The organism is Legionella sp. 27cVA30, assembly GCF_024160945.1.
GTDB lineage: Bacteria > Pseudomonadota > Gammaproteobacteria > Legionellales > Legionellaceae > Legionella_A > Legionella_A septentrionalis.
Map to the genome: position 1 here is coordinate 909,258 of NZ_JAMYXK010000002.1, position 22,949 is coordinate 932,206.

A 22,949-nucleotide genomic window follows, 5' to 3' on the forward strand; every position below is an offset into this window, starting at 1 on the left:
TAAAATAAGTATTTCTCGGTTATTCAGGGATCGGCGCAATAACAGGTTGCCAAGCTTTACTGGTTACAGTAATTTTAGCTCCTTTTACCAATTTTTCCATGTGTCGGAATTGTTCAAGGGCATCTTCATCTTTGGCAACAGCGGCGCGCCATTCTTTGCTGTTTGTATTCAATGCCGGCAGAGCCGTTATACGCAACACCCTGTCGTCAATATGGATTTCTGCGCCGTCACCGGTTACGCCAAGGTCAGTGTGCGATACAAAAGGCGCTGACACCATATTCATGGCCAGCAATTTCCGATAAAGAATCATACCATTGAAATCTTCTTTAATGCGGGCAATGCTTTCTTCCAAAATGACATTGGCTTGTTCAACGCCATCTTTCCAGCCTTTTTCCACGCATTGCATCCAAACAATTCGCTCTTCCCTTGTTTTTGGTAAAAGTGTTACGTCAGGATAATCGGGTTTTTTATAATCCATCCATAAATATTGACGCCAGTTGGGAGGAGTAGTTACAAATCGTGCTTGTTTCGCGACTTTATATGTTCTATCGGAAATACGAATGGTTTGTGTGTCAGCCAAATTCAAGGTATTTCTGCCCTCTAAAAGCACGGGAGGTAAAATATTGTGGGGGAGGATAAGTGAATTAAAATCGAAAATAGCGTCGAGATTGCGGGCTTCGCGAGTGAGTTCCTCGTCGATGAATTTTGCACGCCAAGCCAATCCGGATTGTGCCCCTAAACTCAAAGCAGTTTCCCGTAAAGCCATTTCTCTAATTTTACCCATGCCGGGTCTGGAACGGGTAAGAGCACCTTTTTTGCCTGCGGCAGCCATAGCCTGCAAGCCAGCAAGGGAATCTGTATTTCCCGCTTGCATGGAGGTTTGCGAAGAGCAGGCCATCAGTAATCCTGCCAGGATGACCGGGAGACTATGAGTAAAGTTTGGCATAACGCAATTCAACAACCTGGCTATTAGGATAAACGTAAATACTGGCTTTTTTTCCAGCTTGATAATCTATATCGCGCAAAATTTCAGCTAAACTTTGGTCTTTAGCATTGAGGCTGATCAACACGGGGATGGCCGGTTCTCTGCCCAAAACACGCAAGCGGTAGTGTGCGGCTTTAGCTACGCGCGCTGTCAGTTCTTGGATGGGACCAGACCAATCTACAGTTGCACGGGCTTGTAAATTAAAAGCATTAGGAATAGTAAGCGTGTTATCTTTGTTTGCCGGCAAAATGGTTTTTTCAATGCGTGCCATTTCCAGCATCGAATCACTAACGGAATTGGCAGCCTCTGCTAGTTTAATCGTGGCATCGTCGCTTGGTTCATTATAAGGTGGCTTTTTATAAGAGGCAGTAGTGCAACCGGCAAGTATGGTGCATGCCAAAAAAAGCATAACAAGCTTGTTATTCATCCTACGTTTTATAAACTATGAGATTAGCATTGATTGAAACAGGAGCATGAGAGCTTGTCAAGCGGATATACATTTTTTACACATTATTAATGAAGCAGGATAAAAGGCTGCTCAGCATTTTCTGTATAACCCGTATACAACTTGCCCTGCACGTTTTAGCTTAACGGTTTCCCATTGTTTGGATTCCAGTTCAAGTTCAACGGGTGATTCAACATATAAAAGTCCATTTGCAATTAAAATATCCTTCTCAGCCAGCAAGGAAATGCATTGCGGCAAATAATCCCGGGCGAAAGGGGGGTCTAAGAATACAATATCAAATTGTTCCTTGCTTTCGCAAAGATAAGTGCAAGCGTCTGCTTTCACAACGGATATGCCAGGGTCGTTAAATGCGGAGGCATTCTTGCAAAGATTGGCAAAGACTAACGGGGATTGCTCAATCAAGGTGACTTTTAAGGCGCCACGGGAATAGGCTTCAAAGCCTAAGGCTCCACTTCCTGCAAAAGCATCAAGACAGCGTGTCCCGCGTATATCATGCATTAACCAATTAAAAAGAGTTTCACGCACCCGATCAGGTGTTGGCCTTAATCCTGGTGCTTCCGGGAAATATAATTTTTTGCCTCTATATTTCCCACCAATTATACGTACATTTTGCTTCACATTTTGCCTACTGTAACTTGCACCAATTGCTCAGGTTTAATAAGTTCCTGAAAAGCTTGTTGGATTTCTGCAGCGGTTACTGCATTAACACGGGAAACATAAGTATCTAAATAATCATTAGGCAGCCGGTAGAAGGCAATTTTCAGCAACATGTCTGCTATGCTGCGGTTGCTGGCAAGAGCCAAGGGAAAACTGCCTGCTAAATATTGTTTGGCGGCGAGCAATTCTGCCTCGCTAGGCCCTGAATTTCGGAAAGAAGATAATATTTCGCGGGTCAACTCAACGGCATTTAGCGTTTGCTTGTTTTGAGTGGCAAGGCTAATAATAAACGGTCCAAGGCCAGGCATGGGAATAAATTGGCTGTAAACTCCATAGGTTAAACCTCTTTTTTCACGAACTTCAAGTGCAAGTCTTGAAACTAAAGAGCCACCACCTAAGGTGTAGTTACCAACCAGTAAGGGGAAATAATTTTTGTCGTTATGGTTAATTCCTATTTGGCCTAAACGCAGCACGGTTTGGGATGAGGGAAATTGGATTTCAATATTATGCTCTTTGCTTAATGGTTTAGCTTTTGGAATTTGTGGCGCCTCTTGTCCCACTGGCAATTGGCCAACCAATTGTTCCGCTATTTGGTGTGCTGTATTGGTATCGATAGCACCTGCCAGCACAATTACGGCGTTTTTACCTACAAAAAATTGCCGGTAAAAATTACGTGTATTCATAACGTTTAATGTTTTGACACTGTCTTCATAACCGTTTATCGGATGTGCATAAGGATGATTTTGGTAAAGGGCTTTAAAAAAGGTCAAATTGGCTATTTCATCCGGCGATTCTTTTGCTTGGGCTATAGCCATTAACTGCTGGTTTTTTTCCCGGGAAAAAGCTTGTTCAGGAAAATCAGGTTTGTTAATGATTAAAGAAAAAATGTCTAAGGATTCTTTGAGTGCTTTTGGGGTGATTAAGGTTTTTAAACTCAACTCAATCATATCACGGTTGCCTTCGCTGCTATACTGAGCTCCTGTATCGGCAAGCTTTTCGGCAATTACCGTGGCATTTAAACCGGCATTCCCCTGATTCAACATGCGGGTGGTTAAAGCGCTTAAGCCAGGGTATTTCCCATCATAAGCAGAGCCTGCGGCAAAGGCTACACTGATTTCCAGCATAGGTACTTCCATCGCTTGATAAAAAATGACACGGGCACCGTTTGCAGTTAGCCACTGTTCGGTCTGGAAAGATTTGGCAGCTATCGCTTGCTCGGAAAGGTTAAATGTACAACAGGCTAAAAACAAAAAAATACGAATGTAAAACGGTTTCATACTTACCCCTTAAATTAGGATTCTGGAATTAAACGTGCTTCCGTAAGATAATTTTCAGCAAAATACCGTTGTGCTGCTCTTTGCAATTGTTCCGGGGTTACGCGATTGATGCGTTCAACGTAGCGATCAGCTGTTTGCCAACCAAGCCCTATTGTTTCCAATAAACCAATTTCCATGGCTTGCCCAAAAATAGAATCTTTCTCAAACGTTTTTTGCGCAATGATTTGGGTTTTTACGCGTTGTAATTCCGGCTCGCTGATTTTTTCAGTTTTTAAACGTTCGATTTCGGCTAAAAACCCTTTTCTTAAATCATCGAGCGTATGTCCCTGGCTTGGCGTGCCATAGAGAATAAATTGAGTTTGATAGCGGGTGTATAAATTGTAATAAATATCTGCGGTGCTGGCGATTTGCTTGCCGCGTACTAAATTTTTGGTGAAGCGCCCACTGTCACCCGCATCTAAGATGCCGGCAAGGATTTCCAGGGCGTACGGTTCAACTTCATTTTCAGGGCTGGTTGTTTTCACGGAAGGGACCGTGTAGCCAAGCATAAGCATAGGGATCTGCGCCGGGGCATGAACTTCTATGGTTTTTTTGCCCAAGGCTGGCGGCTCCAATTGCAATTTGCGTGGGGCAGAAGTTCGCGCAGGGATTTTGCCGAAATATGTTTTTGCCAATTCGTAGACTTGTGCAGGAATAACATCGCCGACAACTACCAAAGTTGCATTATTGGGCGCATAGTATTTTTGGTGCCATGCTCTCGCGTCTTCCACGCTCATTTGCTCCAAATCACTCATCCAGCCTATGACAGGATGATGGTAAGGAGAAGCCAGGTGCGCTGCGGCCATGAAGCGTTCAAAGGTCAATGCCTGCGGGTTGTCGTCAGTGCGCAGCCGACGTTCTTCTTGGATAACCTTGATTTCCTTGCCAAATTCTTCTTTATCCAGCAATAAATTTTGCATGCGGTCAGCTTCGAGTTCAAAGCTGGTTTTTAAATGGGGAGTGGCAATTTTTTCAAAATAAGCTGTGTAATCGTTATTGGTAAAGGCATTTTCCTGTCCCCCCAAGGCAGCAATGGTTTTGGAGAACACACCCAAAGGGAATTTTTCTGTGCCTTTAAACATCAGATGTTCCAGCGCATGCGAAATTCCGGTAATGCCGCCCGGTTCATCCGCAGAGCCTACATTATACCAGATCATGGCTACAGCCACAGGGGCGCGATGATCTTCTTTTACTACTACTTTCAAGCCATTATCTAAGGTAAACTGTTGCGTTTGACTATAGGATTGGCAGGAAAGCAGTGTTAATAACAGAATTAACACAGGACGCATGATACACCCCCAATTTGAAAAAAGAGTGATAGAATTCCATATTTCGTTTATTTTGTATACTTTCCAAGACTGAAGATAAAGGATTTGCTCTTTTTTAATAAAATTTTGTCAAATATTCATCTATTCCATGAGGCAAAGACTTATGATCAAATGGTTTAAGCGCAATCAACATACACCAGACCCGCAAAAAACTGCCGATACCGAGCTTATGACCCCGGCAACGGATTTGCAGCAAGCTCCAGAAGAGAAACAGCCCAAACAAACTTTGTTTACCCGTTTCAAGCAAGGCTTGAGTAAAACCCGGCACCAACTGGGCGACGGGATTGGCCGTTTGTTACTTGGAAAAAAAGAAATTGATGCATCCTTGCTGGAAGAACTCGAAACCATACTTCTTAGTGCGGATATAGGAATTGAAACCACAAAAAATATCGTGCAGCAATTAAGCGATGGCTTGGCAAGAAAACAACTGGCTGACGGAGAAGCTGTCTTTGCCGCTCTTAAAACGCAATTGCAAACCATCCTGACTGGTGAAAAGCAGCCATTTGCGCTTGATATGGCTACTCACCGCCCTTTTGTCATATTAATGGTTGGCGTTAATGGTGCCGGGAAAACCACAACGATCGGCAAGTTGGCTAAACAATATCAAGCCATGGGCAAAAAAGTGATGCTGGCTGCAGGCGATACTTTCCGTGCAGCGGCAATTGAGCAATTGCAGGCTTGGGGCGAGCGAAACCAAATTACTGTCATCGCGCAACATACTGGGGCAGATAGTGCTTCCGTGATTTATGATGCATTGCAAGCTGCAAAGGCTCGCAATGTGGATGTTTTGCTAGCTGATACGGCCGGCAGGTTACACACGCAGCAAAATTTAATGGAAGAATTAAAAAAAGTTAAACGCGTCATGCAAAAGCTTGATCCCACCGCACCACATGAAACCATGCTGGTTTTAGATGCGAGTATCGGGCAAAATGCATTGAATCAGGCACGTCAGTTTCATGAAGCTGTAGGTGTCACAGGAATTACCATGACAAAGCTTGATGGCACAGCGAAAGGCGGTATATTGTTTGCTATTGCCAATGAACTGGAAATACCATTTCGCTATATTGGTGTGGGTGAAGGGATTGATGATTTGCGGCCCTTTAGCGCTTCGCAATTTGTAGATGCAATTTTTAATGATGATCACATTTAATCAGGTAAGCAAACGATACCCCGGTGGCTTCGAGGCATTAAGCGAGGTTAGCTTTTCCTTAGAGAAAGGGGAAATGGCTTTTCTCACAGGTCCTTCGGGGGCTGGGAAAAGCACCCTGCTGAAATTAATCGGCATGTTGGAACTCCCTACCGCCGGGCAAATCATTGTAAATGGGACACGTTTGAACCAACTTAAAAAACATGAGGTGGCTCATTATCGTTGTTCTTTGGGTATTATATTTCAATCCCCCCATCTGCTAAATGACAGGACTGTTTTTGAGAACGTTGCTTTGCCTTTGCAAATTCAGGGATACACAGCGCAAATGATCAGCAAAAGGGTGCATGCCGCTCTGGACATGGTGGGTTTGTTAAGCCGTGAAAAAATGCTGCCTCTTCATTTGTCGGGCGGCGAACAACAGCGCGTGGGGATAGCACGGGCCGTGGTGCATAAACCGTCTGTATTATTAGCCGATGAGCCAACCGGCAACCTAGACCCTACTTTATCGATTGAGGTGATTAAGCTGTTTGAACAGTTTAACCAGGTTGGCGTAAGCGTTATAGTTGCCACGCATGATTTGGCATTGATTGCGGGAATGCGCCATCGAATTGTCATGTTAAAAGGGGGGCGATTGTGCTGAAATATTTTCGCGTCTCTTTTCCACAACACATGCAAGCGGCTGCAAGCAGCTTTAACTACTTGTGCAATAAGCCATTTGCTACGATGATGACTATTGTGGTGATTGCGATTACGCTCGCTTTGCCTGCATTATTTTGGGTGTTTGCTGACAATTTGCAAACTTTGACGGCAAATTGGAAGCAAGGTGGTCGCATTTCTCTTTACTTGAAGCTGCCTTCTACTCCAGTACAGGAAGAAGCTGTATTAAGAAAAGTTTCAGCTTTGCAAGGTGTCGCCCATGCAGATTTGAAAACGCCAGCTCAAGGGCTAGCCGAACTGCAATCGCAAGAAGGGATGCCGGATATAACCAATTTTCTGCTTGAAAATCCACTGCCTGCCGTTATTGAAGTCACTCCGGCAGCAAACATGAGCACGCCTGAAAAATTGCAACAATTGCACAATGAATTGAAAGCCAATCCGGAAGTAGAACAAGCCAAACTGGATATACAATGGGTTAGTCGCCTACATGCTGTATTGGGATTGGTAGCCAAAATGGCTTATGGCTTAATTATATTGCTTGCTTCCGCTGTTATTTTGATCATCGGCAATACCTTGCGTTTGGCTATTCAGAATCGCCATGAGGAGATACAAGTATTAAAATTAATTGGCGGAGCCGATCCTTTTATTGCTCGGCCTTTTTTATATGCAGGGATTTGGTATGGACTTGCCGGCGCTGTGCTTGCGGTTTTTTTAGTTAATATTTTCATGCTGAGTTTAGCGGTGGCTGTGAAACAATTAGCTGCCGTTTATCAGATGCATTATCCGCTGCTGGGGTTGTCTGTCCGGCAAGCCTTGCTCCTCATTCTTTCTGCCACTATACTAGGTTGGCTCGGAGCCAGGTTGTCCGTGAAAAGGCAACTATCTTCTATCGAACCTTATAATTAGTGTATAATTATTTTTCAAAATTGTGTTGGTTCCTGATTTTGACCGTGTAATTTAAAAGAGGGATAACATGAGTCTGCAAATGCAACTTTCGCAAATGAATTTACCTATCGGTAGTCTTGATGCGTATATTCATCGGGTCAATCAAATCCCCATGCTTTCCGCAGAAGAGGAAAACGAATGCGCTCGCCGTTTTCGGGAGGATGGTGACTTGGAAGGGGCGCGCCGCCTCGTTCTTGCCCATCTGCGATACGTTGTGCGCGTGGCGCGCGGTTACCTAGGGTATGGGTTACCACTGGGTGATCTCATTCAAGAAGGCAATATCGGTTTAATGAAGGCCGTCAAGCGTTTTGATCCAAGCATAGGCGTGCGCCTGGTTTCTTTTGCTGTACATTGGATTAAAGCTGAAATCCATGAGTTTGTTATCCAAAACTGGCGCATCGTTAAAATTGCCACTACTAAAGCCCAGCGTAAATTATTTTTTAACATGCGCCAAATGAAAAAACGATTAGGCTGGCTTACCAATGAAGAAGTGGATGCTGTGGCGCAGGATTTAGGCGTCAGCCGTGAAGACGTTTTAATCATGGAACAACGTTTGAATGCCATGGATACTTGTTATGATATGACGAGCTCGGAAGAGGACGATGAATCCTATAAAGTCCCTGCGAACTATCTGCACGATCCGCATACGGATCCAGCCTATTTACTGGAACGGCAAGACAGTAACGTGCAAGGTAATGAGAAGTTGCATGTGGCTTTGGAACGCCTGGATGCACGCAGCCAGGATATCTTGCAGCAGCGCTGGCTGGTTGATGATAAAGCGGCTACTTTGCATGCCCTTGCAGAAAAATATGGTGTATCAGCAGAACGGGTACGTCAGCTTGAAAAAAATGCCATGAAAAAATTGCGTCAATATATGGAAGAAATGTAATACAAATTATGGGCGGCTTTATGCCGCCCAGCCTTCTGTTATTTTATTTTTGCATGTAATTTCTTTTTAGTTTCCTCATCAATGAAGGCACAATCAATTGCTGTTCTAGTAATGGATTGCATCGTTTCATCACTGTAGTTATAGACTTCTTGTACGCGTGCATACTCATGCGCCAGTGTCGTTGGGATAAAGGGCGGATCATCTGAATTAATGCTTACCTTAATGCCTGCTGCCAGCAATTCGGGGAAGGGATGGACGCTCAAGTCATTAAAGAGATTGAATTTAACATTGCTGGAAGGGCATATTTCCAGGGCGATATCTCTTTCTTTTAGAATGGCCATTGTTTCCGGCGAATGGATGGCTTGCACCCCGTGTCCAATGCGTTTGATGGGTAAATGCGCAATGGCTTCCAGCATGCCGCTTGCTGGAGCGAATTCGCCTGCGTGCACGGTACAAGATAAACCGGAAGCTGCAGCTATTTCATAAGCCTTGCGGAATAATTTTGGCGGAAAATTCACTTCATCCCCGCCTAAGCCGAAGCCGGTGGCGCATGCAACAGGATGTTTGTGCGCATATTCAGCAACCCGGATAGCTGCTTCTTCGCCAAAATGCCGTACGGCGGTAATAATAATGCGCCCCACAATAGCAAATTGATGTTCAGCGTCACGAATGGCTTGCTGGATTGCATTTAAATGTTCGATGGAGGGAATCCCCGTGGCTTTTTCCGCATGATCAGGAGAATACATCATCTCAACATAAATCGTGTCTTCCAGCGCATTGGAGCGCAGATAATCGAAGGTCACATCATAATAATCTTGCGGGCTTTTAATAAGATCGGCAACGATATCATAAACACTCAGAAAGTGCATAAAATCACGTGAGAGGTAGCTTTTACCATCTGCTGAAATTAAATTATCAGGAAGGGATAATTTATTTCGTTTTGCCAGGGTTTTTGCCAATGCAGGAGAAATCGTTCCTTCAAGATGCACGTGCAATTCCGCCTTTTTTACTGCCATGGTTTTTCTCCAGGTTATAGAACATGGCAACTTTAATAAAAACCCGTTAAAATTACCAGCAAGTTTGGTCGTGAGTGAAGATTATGAGCAGTTCTGATATTGATAAAGCATACATTAGCCCCATTGATCGATTTTTGTTTGAATTTGACTTAACCCATCAGAAATCAGCTTCACAAATGCGTGAAATTGAGAAATACCGCCGTATTTCGGCATTACGGGATCATGCGCCGGTGCAAAAAGAGGGAGAAGAAATTTGGAAAGATTTTTAAAAAGATAAACCACTTTTTAATTATCCTTTGCTTTAAAGATATTATCAATGCCAGCGCACTGATACGGTTTCGCTGGCTATTTATAAAAAATTGGCTCCATGACTTGTACCCGTCTGGCAATATAAGATAACTCCTTACCAAAACAATCTTAATAAACCACGGAATAATGTTTCCTCCGTTAAGCAAAGTGTGCTTTTACTATTTTTATCCAATTCTCACAAGCTATTCATGCCAAGGCTTCTTATTCTTTAAATCAATAAAGGTGAGGAATCTTGTGTTATCTATTCCGCAATAGCTAACTACGCTTATGCTAAGTACCCGAGCCTATGCCTGTGTGTAATTTTACATGCATGGAAACCAAGATTGACTTGTACAACCATAAATGAGCAGCCAGTGAATCAAGCTAATGATTGTTGGGGGTTCATGCCACTCTGCCAAGTGAGCATTGTTGCTGCCTATCTAAAGCCTTATGTTTTGATTCAGCACGACCGATTAGAAAGTATGGCGTGTGACATTTTTTATGAAGGTACGACAATGCGCATGGACAGTGTTGACAAAAAATAGGCACATTGTATAATGAAAAGATATATTTTTGGATTGATTTTATGCCAAGTCATTTAACAACTTTAGGGGAATTAAGTTATCAATTAAGTTCTCAAGACCCTGAAGTCAAGGCTGAAATTTTAGATGAAATTTTTAAAGATTCCTCACAGCCGTTGCATATGGTATTTAAAAATCCAGCCGATATAAAATTCTTCCTTCAGAATATCAGTAATGAAGATATTACCTTGGTATTTACAAGTATTCGTGACAATCGTTTTCTTAGCCAAAACCCAATTGCTGAAAACTATGTATTTAATTATCTGGCTCCTTTTTATAATGAACTCAGTGCAAAGCAACAGACAGCGGTTTTAATTGGACTTGGCCATGTGTTTTGCTGCAAAAATCCTGAATTTTTCGATAAGATTTTGCTTTCAGGCAATAAAGAGCAAATCGAGGCTATCTTTGCCGGGGCAAAAGGTGGAGGCGCTGCGACTCTTTGTTCATTACTGTATGACAGTTTCGAACGGTTTGAGAAAACTTTTTATCGACAGGATGCACAGACGCAAAAGTTTTTAATGGGTAACTTAATGGAAATGGCTCGTAATCGAGGAGTTGTCTTCACACCGCGTACGGAGGACTTAGAGTATCAGGAATTATATCGGTATTTTTCGATCTTGCCCAAATCGTTAGAAGATTACTCCAGTTTTTTTAACCGCTGCCAACAGCTTGAATTGAAAAAAGAAGTTTTAACTAAATGCAAAATGCATATTGCCCTGTTCATAAGTAAAGCATCCTCCTCTGAACGTCAGGATTTCTTTGCCAACCTACCGCCAGAGATTGCTCCCGCTATAAAGGAAAATTGTAGCAAATGCCTTCCAGTGGTGATGTATCCGCAAGTATATAAGGCCAAAGAAATAGTTGAACAATTGCAGCAAATAAACCCCATTGAGCGCGTAGCTTCCCAACCTGCATCGGCAAGTATTCAACAACCGGGAGGAGGGAGCCATTATTCTCTTCCCAAAGAAGAATTGGATTTATTGGAATTAAATTTATGCAAACTCTTCATTAAGACCGAAACTTATCGCGCCCATCTTCTGGCAGCCAATAAAACGTCTGATCCACAATATGTTCTAACAAAAAAATTAAAAGCAATTTTAGAAAACAAAGAAATGGATGCAGTAAATAAAGTTAAAGAATTTTATGAAGTGCTGAATTCCCCGGTTCATGAGTCTAATTTCTATGAAACGGGTGTGACTTGTCTCCTTCGTGACGACTCAGGTAAAGAATACTGGAAAGGTGTTGCGGCAATTTTGGCCACGGTGGCTGCTTTTCTGGTTTTCATCCTTCCCGGCATAACAGCCTTGATAGCCGTCCATGCCACAACCGGCTCTATTTCCCGTACTTATGGTAATTTTTTTAAAGGAGCGGGGGAGCGATTTCTTGAAGAAGTAAACGAGCATCAGTCAAATTTCAAAAAGCTTAATAGTTGATTTGTGTTAAAAAATTTCATCATGTCCCGCAAAACGTTTGATAGACTCGCTCGCTTGCTGTTGGCGTAGCTTGATAGGGTTTGAGTTCTGGACGTTCCGTGTAAGGCTCTTTAAGCACAATCAGGAAATCCTGCAATGGTTTCATATCACCACGCATAGCTGCTTGCAGCGATTGTTCTACTTGATGATTGCGGGGGATCACGGCAGGGTTCATTTCACGCATCAGACGAAACGACGTCGCCAGTGGTTGTTTATTTTGCTTTAAGCGTAGCTGCCAGCGTTCATACCAAGTTTGAAATAGATGGTTATCATCGTAAAATTTACCGCCAGGTTTTACTGCTTGGCTTAAATCGCGGAAGGTATTCGTGTAATCTGCATGGTGTTGCTGCATTAAGCTTAATAAATCAATAATTAATTGTTCATCTTCTTGTTGCCTGCCAAAAAGGCCAAGTTTGGCACGCATCATAGTCAGCCATTTATTGTGGTATAGCTCAGGAAACTCATTTAAGATTTCTTCAGCCATAGCAATCGCTCTCTCCTGATTACTATGCAAAAGAGGGAGCAGGGTTTCCGCAAAGCGCGCTAGATTCCATTGCGCAATCAGCGGCTGATTGGCGTAAGCATACCGGCCCAGGCGATCTATAGAGCTAAACACGGTGGCTGGGTAATAAACATCCATAAAGGCGCAAGGTCCGTAATCGATGGTTTCTCCAGATAATGCCATATTGTCGGTATTCATCACCCCATGAATAAAGCCAATGCGCATCCAATGCACAATTAAATCAACTTGTTTTTTTATGACTGCGTGCAACAGTTGCAGATAAGGTTGCAACGATGCATTGAGAGCAGGAAAATGTTTGGCAATAGTATAGTCTGCAAGTGCCTTGAGAGTCCTTGTATCGTTTTTTGCCGCTGCATATTCGAAAGTTCCTATTCTAAGGTGACTTGCAGCGACGCGGGTAAGAATAGCTCCCGGCAATACGGTTTCCCGATAAACTTGTTCGCCTGTGGTTACGACTGCCAAGCTACGTGTAGTGGGAATACGCAAACCATGCATGGCTTCACTGATGAGGTATTCTCTTAACATGGGGGCAAGTGCCGCCCGGCCATCGCCGCTGCGGCTATAAGGTGTTTTTCCCGAGCCCTTAAGCTGGATGTCGACTCGCCTGCCGTCCGATATTTTATGCTCGCCAAGCAAATGAGCTCTTCCATCGCCCAAACAAGTAAAATGGCCGAATTGATGTCCTGCATAGGCTTGGGCAATGGGTTCTGCACCCTGCGGCAATATATTTCCTGAAAACAATTGCGCCTGTTGTTCGTTGTCAAGCAAGCTAAGCTTAAGCCCAAGTTCCTGGCTCAAGGCATGATTAAACATCAGCAGCTGCGGTTTGTAAACGCCAGTCGGAAGTATGCGGGTAAAAAGATGCGTAGGGAGTCTTGTATAAGTGTTGTCAAAATTCCAACCAATATTCGGCAAAGGCATGTTTTAGCACCTCCATCACTGCAACTGAATATGGATGGTATTTATTCAGTCTCGCTTAATATAAGGCTTGCTGCGAGAAGATAGGGTCGGGCAATAACCAACCCCGCTTGCATTGCATATAGATTAAGCGTATTGCAAATTTATTTTTCAGTCAAATGGCGCCTGGGCAATGCGCTGATTTTCCTATCCCAAAAGAGCATGCAACATCTTGTAAAAAATAATCGTTAACAATGAGGCTGCTGGTAGAGTCAGGATCCAGGAGGTAAAAATATTGCGGATAACGATCAAGTTTAATGCACCGATACCACGTGCAAGCCCTACGCCTAAAACGGCGCCAACCAGCGTTTGCGTGGCGGATACGGGAATTCCCAGGCTGGTTGCCACAACCACGGTGGTGGCGGCGGCAAGTGTTGCGGCAAAAGCACGGCTGGGTGTTAAAGCCGTAATTGCACTGCCCACGGTTTCAATGACTTTTTTACCATACATGAGCAATCCGGTGATGACTCCAAAACAGCCCAGTAAAATAATCCAGGACGGATAATCTGTAACGGCAAACGGTTGATTTGCCTTCATAACCAAACTGTAGATAATGGTCAGAGGACCCACCGCTAAGGCCACATCATTTGAGCCGTGCGCAAATACCATGGCACATGCCGTCATTGCCATGAGTACAGCAAAATATTTTTCAACTTGTAAGAAGCGTTCGCGCCGGCGCAAGTTAGCTTTTTCCGGTAGCCGTTTAATGAATAAAATGCCAAGAAAGGTGATGGTGATGCTGGTTGCCAGGGTTACAGCTATGTCTTGTTTAAAATTTAAATGAATGTCGAAGTGGTTTAAGCCTTTAAATACGGTAATGAAGGAAAGGATACAACCGATGAGAAACAAATAAACTGGAATATAAAATTTAGCTTTGCTTAAAGGATCGCTTTTTACAAATATGGCTTGCTGGATACTGATAAACAAAGCATAGGCGGCTGTACCGGAGATGAGCGGCGAGGTTACCCAGCCAATGGCGATGTGCGATACTTGATTCCAATGTATGGCATCGCTGCCTAAAACCATGCTGCCAAAGCCCACCATGGAGCCAACTAAAGCATTGGTGATGGAAACAGGAACGCCCAGATAGCTGGCGAGGTTCATCCAAATGGTGCAAGCCAGCAGCACTCCCAGCATTCCTTCAATTAGAATGAGAGGCTGTCCGGATAATTCACTGGTGTTGATGATGCCGTCGCGCATGGTTTCGGTTACGCCTGTGCCGCCCAGAAAAGCGCCAGCGAATTCGAATATCACAGCGATGAGCATGGCTTGCCTGACCGTAACTGCTTTGGATCCCATGGTGGTGCTCATCACATTGGCGAGATCATTAGCACCTACACCCCATGTCATTAAAAAACAAAGAGTAACCGCTAGAACTACATATACAATTGAAAAATCCATAGGAAATTACCGGGCAATGAGAATTTGCAGCCTACCGCCCACAATTTGGGCATGGTCAGCCAACTCGCCAATCCATTGAACCAGTTTATAGAGAAAAATTACCTCAATAGCAGGCAAGTCCTTTTCCAACTCAAAAATTTTGTGTCTAATTTCAGCTAATTTATCATCGCTGTCATGTTCGATTTCGTCGAGGGTTACTATCATATCTTCAACGATATTCACTTCACTGCCGCGAAATCCCGTTTCCAGCAATTCATCCAGTTCATTGATGGCTTTGCAAGCTTGCTTGGCGGCATCGAGGCAGCGGGCTAGGAAGGGCATAAACAAGATGGAAAGAGCTTGAGGAATGACCATGCGCCTGCTGATGATAAGGCCGGCGATATCTTCGGCTTTGTTTGCGATGCGATCTTGCGCGCCCAACAATTCCAACAAATCAGTTCTTGAGACGGGAAGAAATAAACCGGTAGGCAAATGCAGGCGCAAATCACGTTTTATTAAATCCGCTTCTTTTTCGGCGGCGATAATCTTTTCTTTAATGGTTTCTGCCGTTTGCCAATCTTGCCTAAGTACAGCCTCAAAAAAAGGATAAAGCTGCTTGGCGCAGTGGTACACTTTGCGCATATGCTGCTCAATTGGCCTAATGGGAGAAGGCCCGAACATGTTAAATATGCGACTCATAGAATCAAGATACCTGTTGGCTTAAAACTAGGAGGATTATATCGAAAAATTTATAAAAAAAGAAACCTGTAATTTAAAAGATCCTTTAAACATTGTTTTAAACTGATTCGAAATGCAAGTCTTACTTATCCTGAAAATACATTCGACATTGTTTTTTCAAGCTTCACAAACCTTATTGCCATTAGGCGAGCAAGCAGACAGGCATGTATGAAAAGATGAAAAATATCGTGCGCCCCTATGTTGTATATGCATTCATGCGATGACTCAACAAGCTTAAAACGTGCCACTGGAACGCGTTACTTGACATATCTTCTTCCTGCCAAAACAATACAGCAAAAAATTGTGAGGATGGATTATGCGAATTGCCAGTATTAAAGGACGTGAAATTTTAGATTCTCGCGGTAACCCGACGGTTGAGGCGGATGTTATTTTGGAAAGCGGCACGATAGGGCGCGCCAGCGTGCCCTCCGGGGCTTCCACTGGCAGCCGCGAAGCTTGTGAACTGCGCGATCAGGATGCGAGTCGTTATGCAGGAAAAGGCGTGCTGCACGCGGTTAAGCACATCAATGAAGATATTTGCCATGCTCTGCAAGGTTTTGCAGTGACCGAGCAGGAGAAAATTGATGCCCGCTTATGTGAGTTGGATGGTACGGAAAATAAATCACGGTTGGGCGCTAATGCAATCCTTGCCGTGTCACTGGCCTGTGCCAGAGCGCATGCCAATGCAGCACAATTGCCTTTATTTGCAGTCTTGAACCAGGATGAAACCATGTCGTTGCCGGTCCCTATGATGAACGTGCTAAATGGCGGCGCACATGCAGATAATAATGTCGATATTCAAGAATTTATGATCATGCCTGTCGGTGCCCCCGATTTTTTAACTGCTTTGCGTATGGGGGTAGAAACATTCCACGCTTTAAAATCCGTGCTTAAAAAACAAGGATTAAACACCGCTGTAGGTGATGAAGGGGGATTTGCGCCTAATTTGCAATCCAATCGGCAAGCTTTGGATATGCTGTCAGCGGCGATTGATCTGGCCGGGTTTCGTTTAGGTAAGGATCTGGTTTTTGCGTTGGATGTGGCGGCGTCCGAATTGTATAAAAACGGGCGTTATCAACTGGAGGGTAAAAGTTTCTCCAGTGAAGATATGATTCATTATTACAGTGACTTGCTGCATCATTATCCTATTGCCAGTATCGAAGACGGATTGGATGAAAGCGACTGGAGCGGCTGGCAGCAGCTTACACGCGTATTAGGGCATAAAGTGCAGTTAGTGGGCGATGATTTATTCGTAACCAATGTGCGCATTTTGCAAAAAGGCATCGAACAACAAGTGGCAAACGCCGTATTGATTAAATTGAATCAAATCGGCACCTTAACCGAAACCCGGCAAACCATGCGTCTTGCTGCCCAGCATGGTTACAATTGTGTGGTTTCCCATCGCTCAGGGGAAACGGAAGATGCCTTCATCGCCGATCTGGCTGTGGCGACCGGGTGCGGACAAATAAAAACTGGTTCACTTTGCCGTACTGATCGCGTGGCAAAATACAACGAATTGCTGCGGATTCATGAATTGGCGGCGTTACCCTTTGCAGGGATGTCTTATATTGCAGGCAAGTCACGCTAGCAAACAAGCAGAAGCAGCGGTTATCGCTGTTTCTGCAGTCGTGGTTACAAGTGACAACTTATTTTAAACTGGCAATTCTCTCTGCCTTATGCAAGTCAGAAGCGGCTTATAGAGTTTTTTTATAAAGGATTTCTGTTAATAATGCGCCGCCTTCATAAAATTCTTCCAATTTCGTGTCGGGGAGTTCGGTAAACCCCAGCGACTCATAAAAACTTCTTGCCTGTGCGTTAGCTTTTAACACCCAAAGATAAACTACTTTGAATTCCAACTGCATCAGTTCTGCAAGTGCCATTTGGCAAAGCTTTGTTCCCAAGCCTTGGCGCCAATAATCAGGGAGCAAGTAAATAGCGCTTATCTCGCCTGCAGAAGATTTAGCGGCTGCGTCGCGAAAAGCACAAAAGCTTGCAAAACCCACGATACGATCATCAACCGTAGTAACCAAGACATTAACATTTTGCTGAATTAACGTTTGCCATTGTTGCGTACGTTCTTTCAAGGATAAGTTCATCAAGATGGATTCAGGAATAAAATCTTTGTACATCATTTGCCAGGAGCGAATATGGACGTGAGCAATTGCTGCGGCATCGCTTATCGTGGCGAGCCTTATCGAGGTGTTAGAATTCATGAATGTAAACCTCCAATCTCAGGTTAAGATCCCTGGTGCAAGCAAGCAGAAGATACAGGGGGTTGCATGTCTTTGCAAAACTTTTTAGTTATTGGGACAACCGGGTGTGAATAGGTGCATGCGTTTTAACAAAATAACTCCTGCAAAAATTGCTTCATGCTCTGCCAGGAGCGTTGATCGGCCGCTTTATTATAATGCAAGCCTAATTCAGCATCGTCAGCCAAGGGATTGGTAAATGAGTGATGAATGAGGCCGTACGTATGGAATTGCCAATCGGCTTTTTTACTGCTCATCTCTTCTGCAAATTGATAAATTTGCGGTGGGGGTACAAAAGCATCTTCATAACCATGCAATACTAAAATTTTTGCATTTATAGAATCGGATTTTGATTCTGGTGGGGCGTTCAATAAGCCATGAAAGCTCACCACTCCTTTTATGTCGATTCCTGTACGTGCGAGATCCAGCACGCACATACCGCCAAAACAATAACCGATGGCAGCTATTTGCTTGCGGTTAACCATAGGCAAGGCAGCGGCACTATGATAAGCCATGAGCATGCGTTGGGCGACTAAAAGGCGATTTTCTTTGAAAGGATAAAGCCATGCTCTTTTTTCTTCTGTTGTTTGCGCCAGTTTGCCATCTCCGTAGACATCGATCGCGAAGCCCACATAGCCTTCTTGCGCTAGCTGCATGGCTTTTTGGCACATGGCTTCACTTCTTCCAGTCCAGTCATGAGCGATTAAAACGCAAGGTTTAAATTCCCTGCCATCGCTTTGGTAAGCGATAAACCCTCTGCAAGTGAGTGGACCGTCGCAATAAATAAGTTCTTCAGTATGCATCGTTACTCCAAATTTAGGCAAGAATGCAAAGAGTGTGTAAAAAAGGCTGACGAATTTGAAGTTTAATTCGATTCGGTTTTATTATACGTGCAAGTGGAGTAACAGGTAACCGTTATGAATAAAAATGCACAGCGCTATTATGAAAGTGCACTGAATTTAGGCATGCCTGCTACTCCAGTCGCCAGTATATATGGTTTTGCAATTAGCTTGGGTAAAAAACGATATTTTTTCAGAGGTTGCTTAACTCCTTTTAATAATGCGGGTAGCGTAGGCTTGGTAGATAGTAAATATCGTACCAATCGTTTATTGCGGGAAGCCGGCTTTCCAGTCGCCAAGGCTACATGCATCCAGCGGCATGAATTTACCCAGGGTGAATGGGAGGCAAAAATTGCCGGCCTTGCTTTCCCGCTAGTCATCAAACCAACGGCTGGCACGAGCCAGGGGATGGATGTGCTGTGTAACATTCAGACGCTGGCAGAATTAAAAAGCCATTTAAGTTCTTATTTGAAAACTTATCATGAAGTCAGCATTGAAGAGTTTCATGCTAACCTGACATGTTACCGGGTTTTAATTTTCTACGGAAAAATCATTGGGGTTGTTTTACGCGAAGCAGCGTATGTTATTGGCGATGGCAAGCATAGCGTAAAAGAATTGGTCGAACTCACGAATGTGCAACGCCAGCAAACAAATGAAATTTTAAAACCCATTGTCATTGATGATGAGTGTCGCATCCGCTTGCGTGAATTAGGACTTAGCGTCGACGCTGTTCCCGCCCCGGATGAACGGGTTACTTTGTGCTATACTTCTAATGCAACACGCGGTGGAATGTACAAGACGTTAAGTACAAAAATTTGTAAAGAAAACAAGAAATTGCTCACCCGCGCCGCCGGGGTTTTAAACTTGAAATTGGTAGGGTTAGATGTGCTTTGTAAACATATTAATACACCCATTGAAAAGTCGTCGGGTATCCTAGTTGAAGCGAATTACAATCCTAGCATCCGCATTCATGAAGAACCTATCGAGGGTGCACCTAACTATGTAACTAAAAAAATACTGCGGCGGCTTATTTTGCGTCATCCTTTCGCCTATGTTTATGGGCTTTATAAACATAAACAAGCGAGCCTTTATGTGAAGTTACTCATATTATTATTGTTTTTAGGGCTGGGCTACCAGTTATTGCTATGAACATTCAAGCTTTAGACGTGACATTGCGCGATGGAGGCAATCGCACCAATTTTCATTTTAGCGACGAAGACATTCAGCATATTTTAAGCGGACTAGATAATTCCGGGATCGAATACATTGAAATTGGTTATCGCAATGGCTCCATTCATCCCATTCCTGATTTAGGTAGAGCGGGATTGTGCGCAAAAAATTATTTAGCCTATTGTACGTCGCTCATTCATCACAGCCGGATTGCAGTGATGGCGCATCCGCAAAATTTAACGCAGGCTGATCTTGAGGAATTAAAGTCTTTCGGCATTTCCATGATAAGGATTTGCATTGCAAAAGGCGGCGTGCAGGCTGCATATTCCATCATGCAAGACTGCCGTAAACTGGGTTTTATCACTTCTGCCAATTTTATTCATATTTCACAATATCATGAGCCTGAACTGGATGAGGCGGTCGAGCAAATCAGCCAAATTTCTCCTGATATTGTTTATTTTGCCGATTCAAATGGCAGTCTTTTGCCCGCAAAAGTGAAGAAAATGTATGAAAAATACGTCAATGCATATTCGATGGCATTTGGCTTTCACGCGCATGATAACTTAGGTTTAGCACAGGCTAATGCAATTGCCGCCGCAGGGGCTGGCGTTAGCTACATTGATTTTTCTTTGGCTGGGATGGGAAAGGGAATAGGAAATTTGCGCACGGAATATTTTACTGCTTATCTGCATGCGCTGAATATTAAGAAATACAGGCTTGAGAGTATATTACCAGCCGCCAATTATGTGCGTAAAATGTTTCACACTGAACAGGAAAATATTCCTATGGATGAGTTTGAGCGTGGAATTTTGGATTTATCCACGGCTGAAATAAAAACTAAGAATTCTACTAATAATAAGGCATCATGATTTCAACTAAAAAAAGAATGTTGGTTATCGCCCCGGTCCTCGCACAAAGCACGGATATTAAGGCCATTGCGAACTCATTAGCTTTCCTCGCAGGGGAGTATGAATTGGATTATATTGATCCATTGTCGCAGTATAGGGATGCTTCGCCTGCAGAATTTTATCTGCAATGGCAAAAAAAATTAAGCGAGGCAATAAATTCTTACGAAGTATTTTTAGGCTTTTCTTTTGGTGGGGTTATCTTGCAGCAATGTTTCCCCATATTCGCATCGGCACAAAAAACTATCATGCTGTTTTCAACGCCATCTTTTGCAGATGAAACCTTGGTGCAAAAATTGGGCGAAGTGATTCGCTTGTGCAAGGAAAATCAGGTGCAGGCTGCTTTATTGCAGCTTCACCATTATGTTGCCTGTAAGCCTGGCCCTGCAAATTTTAAGCTGGATGACTCTTCCGCGGCTGCCAGGCGCTTGATCTTGGGGCTTGAGCGCGTTTTGAGCAGCGATTCCAGGGCAATACTCCATACAACGGAAGTGAGATATTGGCATTTTATCGGGGCACAATCGAATCTGGTTAATTTACAGAATGTTGTTGTTGCCAAACGCGGGCGGCTTTGTGTCATTCCGAATGCAGGGATGCGGGTACTACAAGATAATCCCCAACATTGCCAGGCACTGATTTGGCAAAGGTTAAATGGTGATGCACAAGACCACATTTAAAATAGCCATTCTTCCCGGCGATGGAATTGGCGTTGAAGTGCTCACTGCAGCATTGCCTGTCTTTAAGGCATTCGCCTTGCCACTTAATCTTGAATTCGGTGAAATTGGCTGGTCTTGCTGGCAGAAAGAGGGTACACCGGTTCCTGATAAAACTTGGGATTTGCTTAAACGCTCCGATGCTGCTTTGTTGGGGGCTATTACCAGCAAGCCTACCCGCGAAGCCATGCAGGAGTTGCCTGCGCATTTACAAATTTCCCCGCCGCAATATGTTTCTCCCATTATTCAACTTAGACAAAAACTGGATTTATTCGCCAATGTCAGGCCTTGTTTTAATATTAAACAGGATACGAAAGCATTTAATTTTTGCATCATTCGCGAAAATACCGAAGGTTTATATGCCGGGTTTGATTATTATCCATTGCCAGAATATTTGCATGAGCTAATCCAGTTAAAGCAATCCTGGCGGCATGTTTCTCGAAGTGGCGCAAGTTGTACCTTACGCTTGCAGAGTAAGAAAGGTTTGCAAAGAATTTTTCAATTTGCTTTTGCGTATGCCGAGCAACATGGGTTTAAGCGAGTGACTTTTGCAGATAAGCCCAATGTCTTGCGTGAAAGCAGCGCGTTCGCGCGCATCTTATTTGAAGAAGTCGCGCAGCAATTTCCCCAAGTCACAGCCGATATATTAAATATCGATGCGGTGGCACTATGGCTTATACGAAGACCAGAAGAGTTTGGCGTTATTGTAACGGAAAATATGTTTGGTGATATTTTATCCGATGTAGGCGCTGGAGTTATGGGTGGGTTGGGATTTTCCCCTAGTGCAAATATAGGGGAAACTTACAGTTATTTTGAACCGGTTCACGGCAGCGGCTTACGCATGCGGCCAAATGCGGCGAATCCAAGCGCCATGTTTTTAACCATAAGCTTGTTACTGGCACAATTAGGCTATCATAAGGAAGCAAAACAAATTCGCCAGGCAATTGTCAGGGTGGTCATGCAAAAGCAATTTATAACCTATGATGTGGGTGGGCATGCCACCACCCAGGAAATGGCTGCAGCCATTATCGAGCAGGCGGTGCATAGTGAGGGAATATGAATTCGATGGAACAGTTAGCTGCTTTTAACACAGCGGAAATTTCCGATGCCTTAGACGCCTGTGGTTGCGAGGGTGCTCTACTCAATCTTCACGCCCTAGTCCCTGGAGTGCGCATCATCGGTCCCGCTTACACGATTAAATATGCTCCATATTCGGCAAAACCAACTGGTTTTCAAGGTGCTGCTGATTATATTGATGCCATACCTGCACGGCATGTTGTGGTGATAGACAATGGAGGACGCATTGATTGTACTACCTGGGGCAGCATCCTGACGCATACGGCACTAAAAAAAGATTTGGCCGGCACTGTCGTTCACGGTGCTATACGCGATGCGGCATTCATCCGTGCCAGCAACTATCCCGTATTTTGCTCTGCTGTTTATATGCGTTCTGGAAAAAATCGCGTGTATAAAGACGGCGAGCAATGCAGGGTTATCATCAATGGCGTTCCCGTTACACCAGGAGACATCATTTTTGCTGATGAGAATGGTGTAGTAGTCATTCCCGTTTCCCGCCTGCAGGAAGTTTTGCACAAAGCACAAGCTATTCAGGATAATGAGAAAAAAATTATTGCCGCAATCGATGCAGGGGCGAGCTTGAGGCAAGCGCGCAAAGATTACTGTTATGATATGCCATGGTTCAACAAATCGGATAACTAATCAGGGAAC

General features: G+C 43.9%; 21 protein-coding genes and 1 pseudogene. 11 read left to right on the forward strand and 11 right to left on the reverse strand.

The features are described 5' to 3' along the window. Positions 1 to 19 precede the first annotated feature (19 nt). The 5 genes from NKV53_RS09570 to NKV53_RS09590 form a co-directional block, all read right to left on the reverse strand. Complete coding sequence (locus NKV53_RS09570) at positions 20 to 946, reverse strand: type IV secretion system DotC family protein (RefSeq protein ID WP_127111080.1); 927 nt, start codon at positions 944 to 946, stop codon at positions 20 to 22. After that, on the reverse strand, positions 927 to 1,412 hold the full coding sequence (gene dotD / locus NKV53_RS09575; protein ID WP_127111081.1) for a type IVB secretion system lipoprotein DotD: 486 nt from the start codon (positions 1,410 to 1,412) through the stop codon (positions 927 to 929). The genes NKV53_RS09570 and dotD overlap by 20 nt, the downstream gene beginning before the upstream one ends. A gap of 111 nt (positions 1,413 to 1,523) precedes the next feature. Then, entirely contained in the window at positions 1,524 to 2,069 is a 546-nt protein-coding gene (gene rsmD / locus NKV53_RS09580; RefSeq protein WP_126954612.1) for a 16S rRNA (guanine(966)-N(2))-methyltransferase RsmD, read from the reverse strand. Beyond that, entirely contained in the window at positions 2,066 to 3,385 is a 1,320-nt protein-coding gene (locus NKV53_RS09585) for a pitrilysin family protein (RefSeq protein ID WP_126954613.1), read from the reverse strand. The genes rsmD and NKV53_RS09585 overlap by 4 nt, the downstream gene beginning before the upstream one ends. 14 nt (positions 3,386 to 3,399) lie before the next feature. Continuing rightward, positions 3,400 to 4,713, reverse strand: coding sequence for a pitrilysin family protein (locus NKV53_RS09590; protein ID WP_127033113.1), 1,314 nt, complete (start codon positions 4,711 to 4,713; stop codon positions 3,400 to 3,402). Between the two features lie 208 nt (positions 4,714 to 4,921). Between NKV53_RS09590 and ftsY the strand changes: the two genes are divergently transcribed. The 4 genes from ftsY (at position 4,922) to rpoH (ending at position 8,390) form a co-directional block, all read left to right on the forward strand. Further along, on the forward strand, positions 4,922 to 5,902 hold the full coding sequence (gene ftsY, locus NKV53_RS09595; protein ID WP_371923212.1) for a signal recognition particle-docking protein FtsY: 981 nt from the start codon (positions 4,922 to 4,924) through the stop codon (positions 5,900 to 5,902). After that, entirely contained in the window at positions 5,889 to 6,539 is a 651-nt protein-coding gene (gene ftsE / locus NKV53_RS09600; RefSeq protein WP_126954646.1) for a cell division ATP-binding protein FtsE, read from the forward strand. The genes ftsY and ftsE overlap by 14 nt, the downstream gene beginning before the upstream one ends. Continuing rightward, positions 6,533 to 7,462, forward strand: coding sequence for a permease-like cell division protein FtsX (gene ftsX / locus NKV53_RS09605; protein ID WP_371923188.1), 930 nt, complete (start codon positions 6,533 to 6,535; stop codon positions 7,460 to 7,462). The genes ftsE and ftsX overlap by 7 nt, the downstream gene beginning before the upstream one ends. Before the next feature lie 67 nt (positions 7,463 to 7,529). Then, positions 7,530 to 8,390 carry an RNA polymerase sigma factor RpoH gene (rpoH, locus tag NKV53_RS09610; RefSeq protein WP_126954616.1) on the forward strand — a complete coding sequence of 287 codons (861 nt, stop codon included), beginning with the start codon at positions 7,530 to 7,532 and terminating at the stop codon, positions 8,388 to 8,390. Positions 8,391 to 8,428: 38 nt separating this feature from the next. On the opposite strand, the gene NKV53_RS09615 is transcribed toward rpoH, so the two are convergent. Beyond that, positions 8,429 to 9,406 (reverse strand): adenosine deaminase, encoded by a 978-nt coding sequence (locus NKV53_RS09615; RefSeq protein ID WP_126954617.1) that lies wholly within the window; start codon positions 9,404 to 9,406, stop codon positions 8,429 to 8,431. A gap of 83 nt (positions 9,407 to 9,489) precedes the next feature. Here NKV53_RS09615 and NKV53_RS09620 point away from each other — a divergent pair, with 83 nt between their 5' ends. Both NKV53_RS09620 and NKV53_RS09625 read left to right on the forward strand, forming a co-directional pair. Then, positions 9,490 to 9,675, forward strand: coding sequence for a CBU_0585 family protein (locus NKV53_RS09620; RefSeq protein WP_126954618.1), 186 nt, complete (start codon positions 9,490 to 9,492; stop codon positions 9,673 to 9,675). 605 nt (positions 9,676 to 10,280) lie between these two features. Next, positions 10,281 to 11,708 (forward strand): hypothetical protein, encoded by a 1,428-nt coding sequence (locus NKV53_RS09625; protein WP_253351035.1) that lies wholly within the window; start codon positions 10,281 to 10,283, stop codon positions 11,706 to 11,708. 19 nt (positions 11,709 to 11,727) lie between these two features. On the opposite strand, the gene NKV53_RS09630 is transcribed toward NKV53_RS09625, so the two are convergent. The 3 genes from NKV53_RS09630 to NKV53_RS09640 all read right to left on the reverse strand — a co-directional run bounded on the left by NKV53_RS09630 (position 11,728) and on the right by NKV53_RS09640 (position 15,306). Beyond that, positions 11,728 to 13,191: a YdiU family protein gene (locus tag NKV53_RS09630; RefSeq protein ID WP_127033108.1), complete on the reverse strand. Its 1,464-nt coding sequence runs from the start codon at positions 13,189 to 13,191 to the stop codon at positions 11,728 to 11,730. Positions 13,192 to 13,374: 183 nt separating this feature from the next. Then, positions 13,375 to 14,628: an inorganic phosphate transporter gene (locus NKV53_RS09635; protein WP_126954621.1), complete on the reverse strand. Its 1,254-nt coding sequence runs from the start codon at positions 14,626 to 14,628 to the stop codon at positions 13,375 to 13,377. A 6-nt stretch (positions 14,629 to 14,634) separates the two neighbouring features. Next, a complete protein-coding gene (locus tag NKV53_RS09640) occupies positions 14,635 to 15,306 on the reverse strand; it encodes a TIGR00153 family protein (RefSeq protein ID WP_126954622.1) in 672 nt (223 codons plus the stop codon). A gap of 352 nt (positions 15,307 to 15,658) precedes the next feature. On the opposite strand from NKV53_RS09640, the gene eno reads away from it, so the two are divergent. Beyond that, positions 15,659 to 16,933 (forward strand): phosphopyruvate hydratase, encoded by a 1,275-nt coding sequence (eno, locus tag NKV53_RS09645; protein ID WP_233579771.1) that lies wholly within the window; start codon positions 15,659 to 15,661, stop codon positions 16,931 to 16,933. A 106-nt stretch (positions 16,934 to 17,039) separates the two neighbouring features. Here the strand turns inward: eno and NKV53_RS09650 are convergent, their stop codons facing one another. Further along, positions 17,040 to 17,558 carry a GNAT family N-acetyltransferase gene (locus NKV53_RS09650; RefSeq protein ID WP_127033106.1) on the reverse strand — a complete coding sequence of 173 codons (519 nt, stop codon included), beginning with the start codon at positions 17,556 to 17,558 and terminating at the stop codon, positions 17,040 to 17,042. Between the two features lie 125 nt (positions 17,559 to 17,683). After that, the gene (locus NKV53_RS09655) at positions 17,684 to 18,397 is read right to left on the reverse strand and encodes a dienelactone hydrolase family protein (protein WP_127057435.1); all 714 of its coding nucleotides are present in this window, start codon (positions 18,395 to 18,397) and stop codon (positions 17,684 to 17,686) included. A gap of 114 nt (positions 18,398 to 18,511) precedes the next feature. Between NKV53_RS09655 and NKV53_RS09660 the strand changes: the two genes are divergently transcribed. The 4 genes and pseudogenes from NKV53_RS09660 (at position 18,512) to NKV53_RS12060 (ending at position 22,940) form a co-directional block, all read left to right on the forward strand. After that, entirely contained in the window at positions 18,512 to 19,582 is a 1,071-nt protein-coding gene (locus NKV53_RS09660; protein ID WP_233579770.1) for a UDP-N-acetylmuramyl peptide synthase, read from the forward strand. Beyond that, entirely contained in the window at positions 19,579 to 20,472 is an 894-nt protein-coding gene (locus NKV53_RS09665; protein ID WP_126954626.1) for a 4-hydroxy-2-oxovalerate aldolase, read from the forward strand. The genes NKV53_RS09660 and NKV53_RS09665 overlap by 4 nt, the downstream gene beginning before the upstream one ends. Before the next feature lie 17 nt (positions 20,473 to 20,489). After that, positions 20,490 to 21,185: a hypothetical protein gene (locus NKV53_RS09670; RefSeq protein ID WP_253351037.1), complete on the forward strand. Its 696-nt coding sequence runs from the start codon at positions 20,490 to 20,492 to the stop codon at positions 21,183 to 21,185. Continuing rightward, positions 21,166 to 22,940: pseudogene (locus NKV53_RS12060) on the forward strand (isocitrate/isopropylmalate family dehydrogenase). Before NKV53_RS09670 ends, NKV53_RS12060 begins: the two are co-directional and overlap by 20 nt. The last annotated feature ends 9 nt before the right edge of the window (positions 22,941 to 22,949 follow it).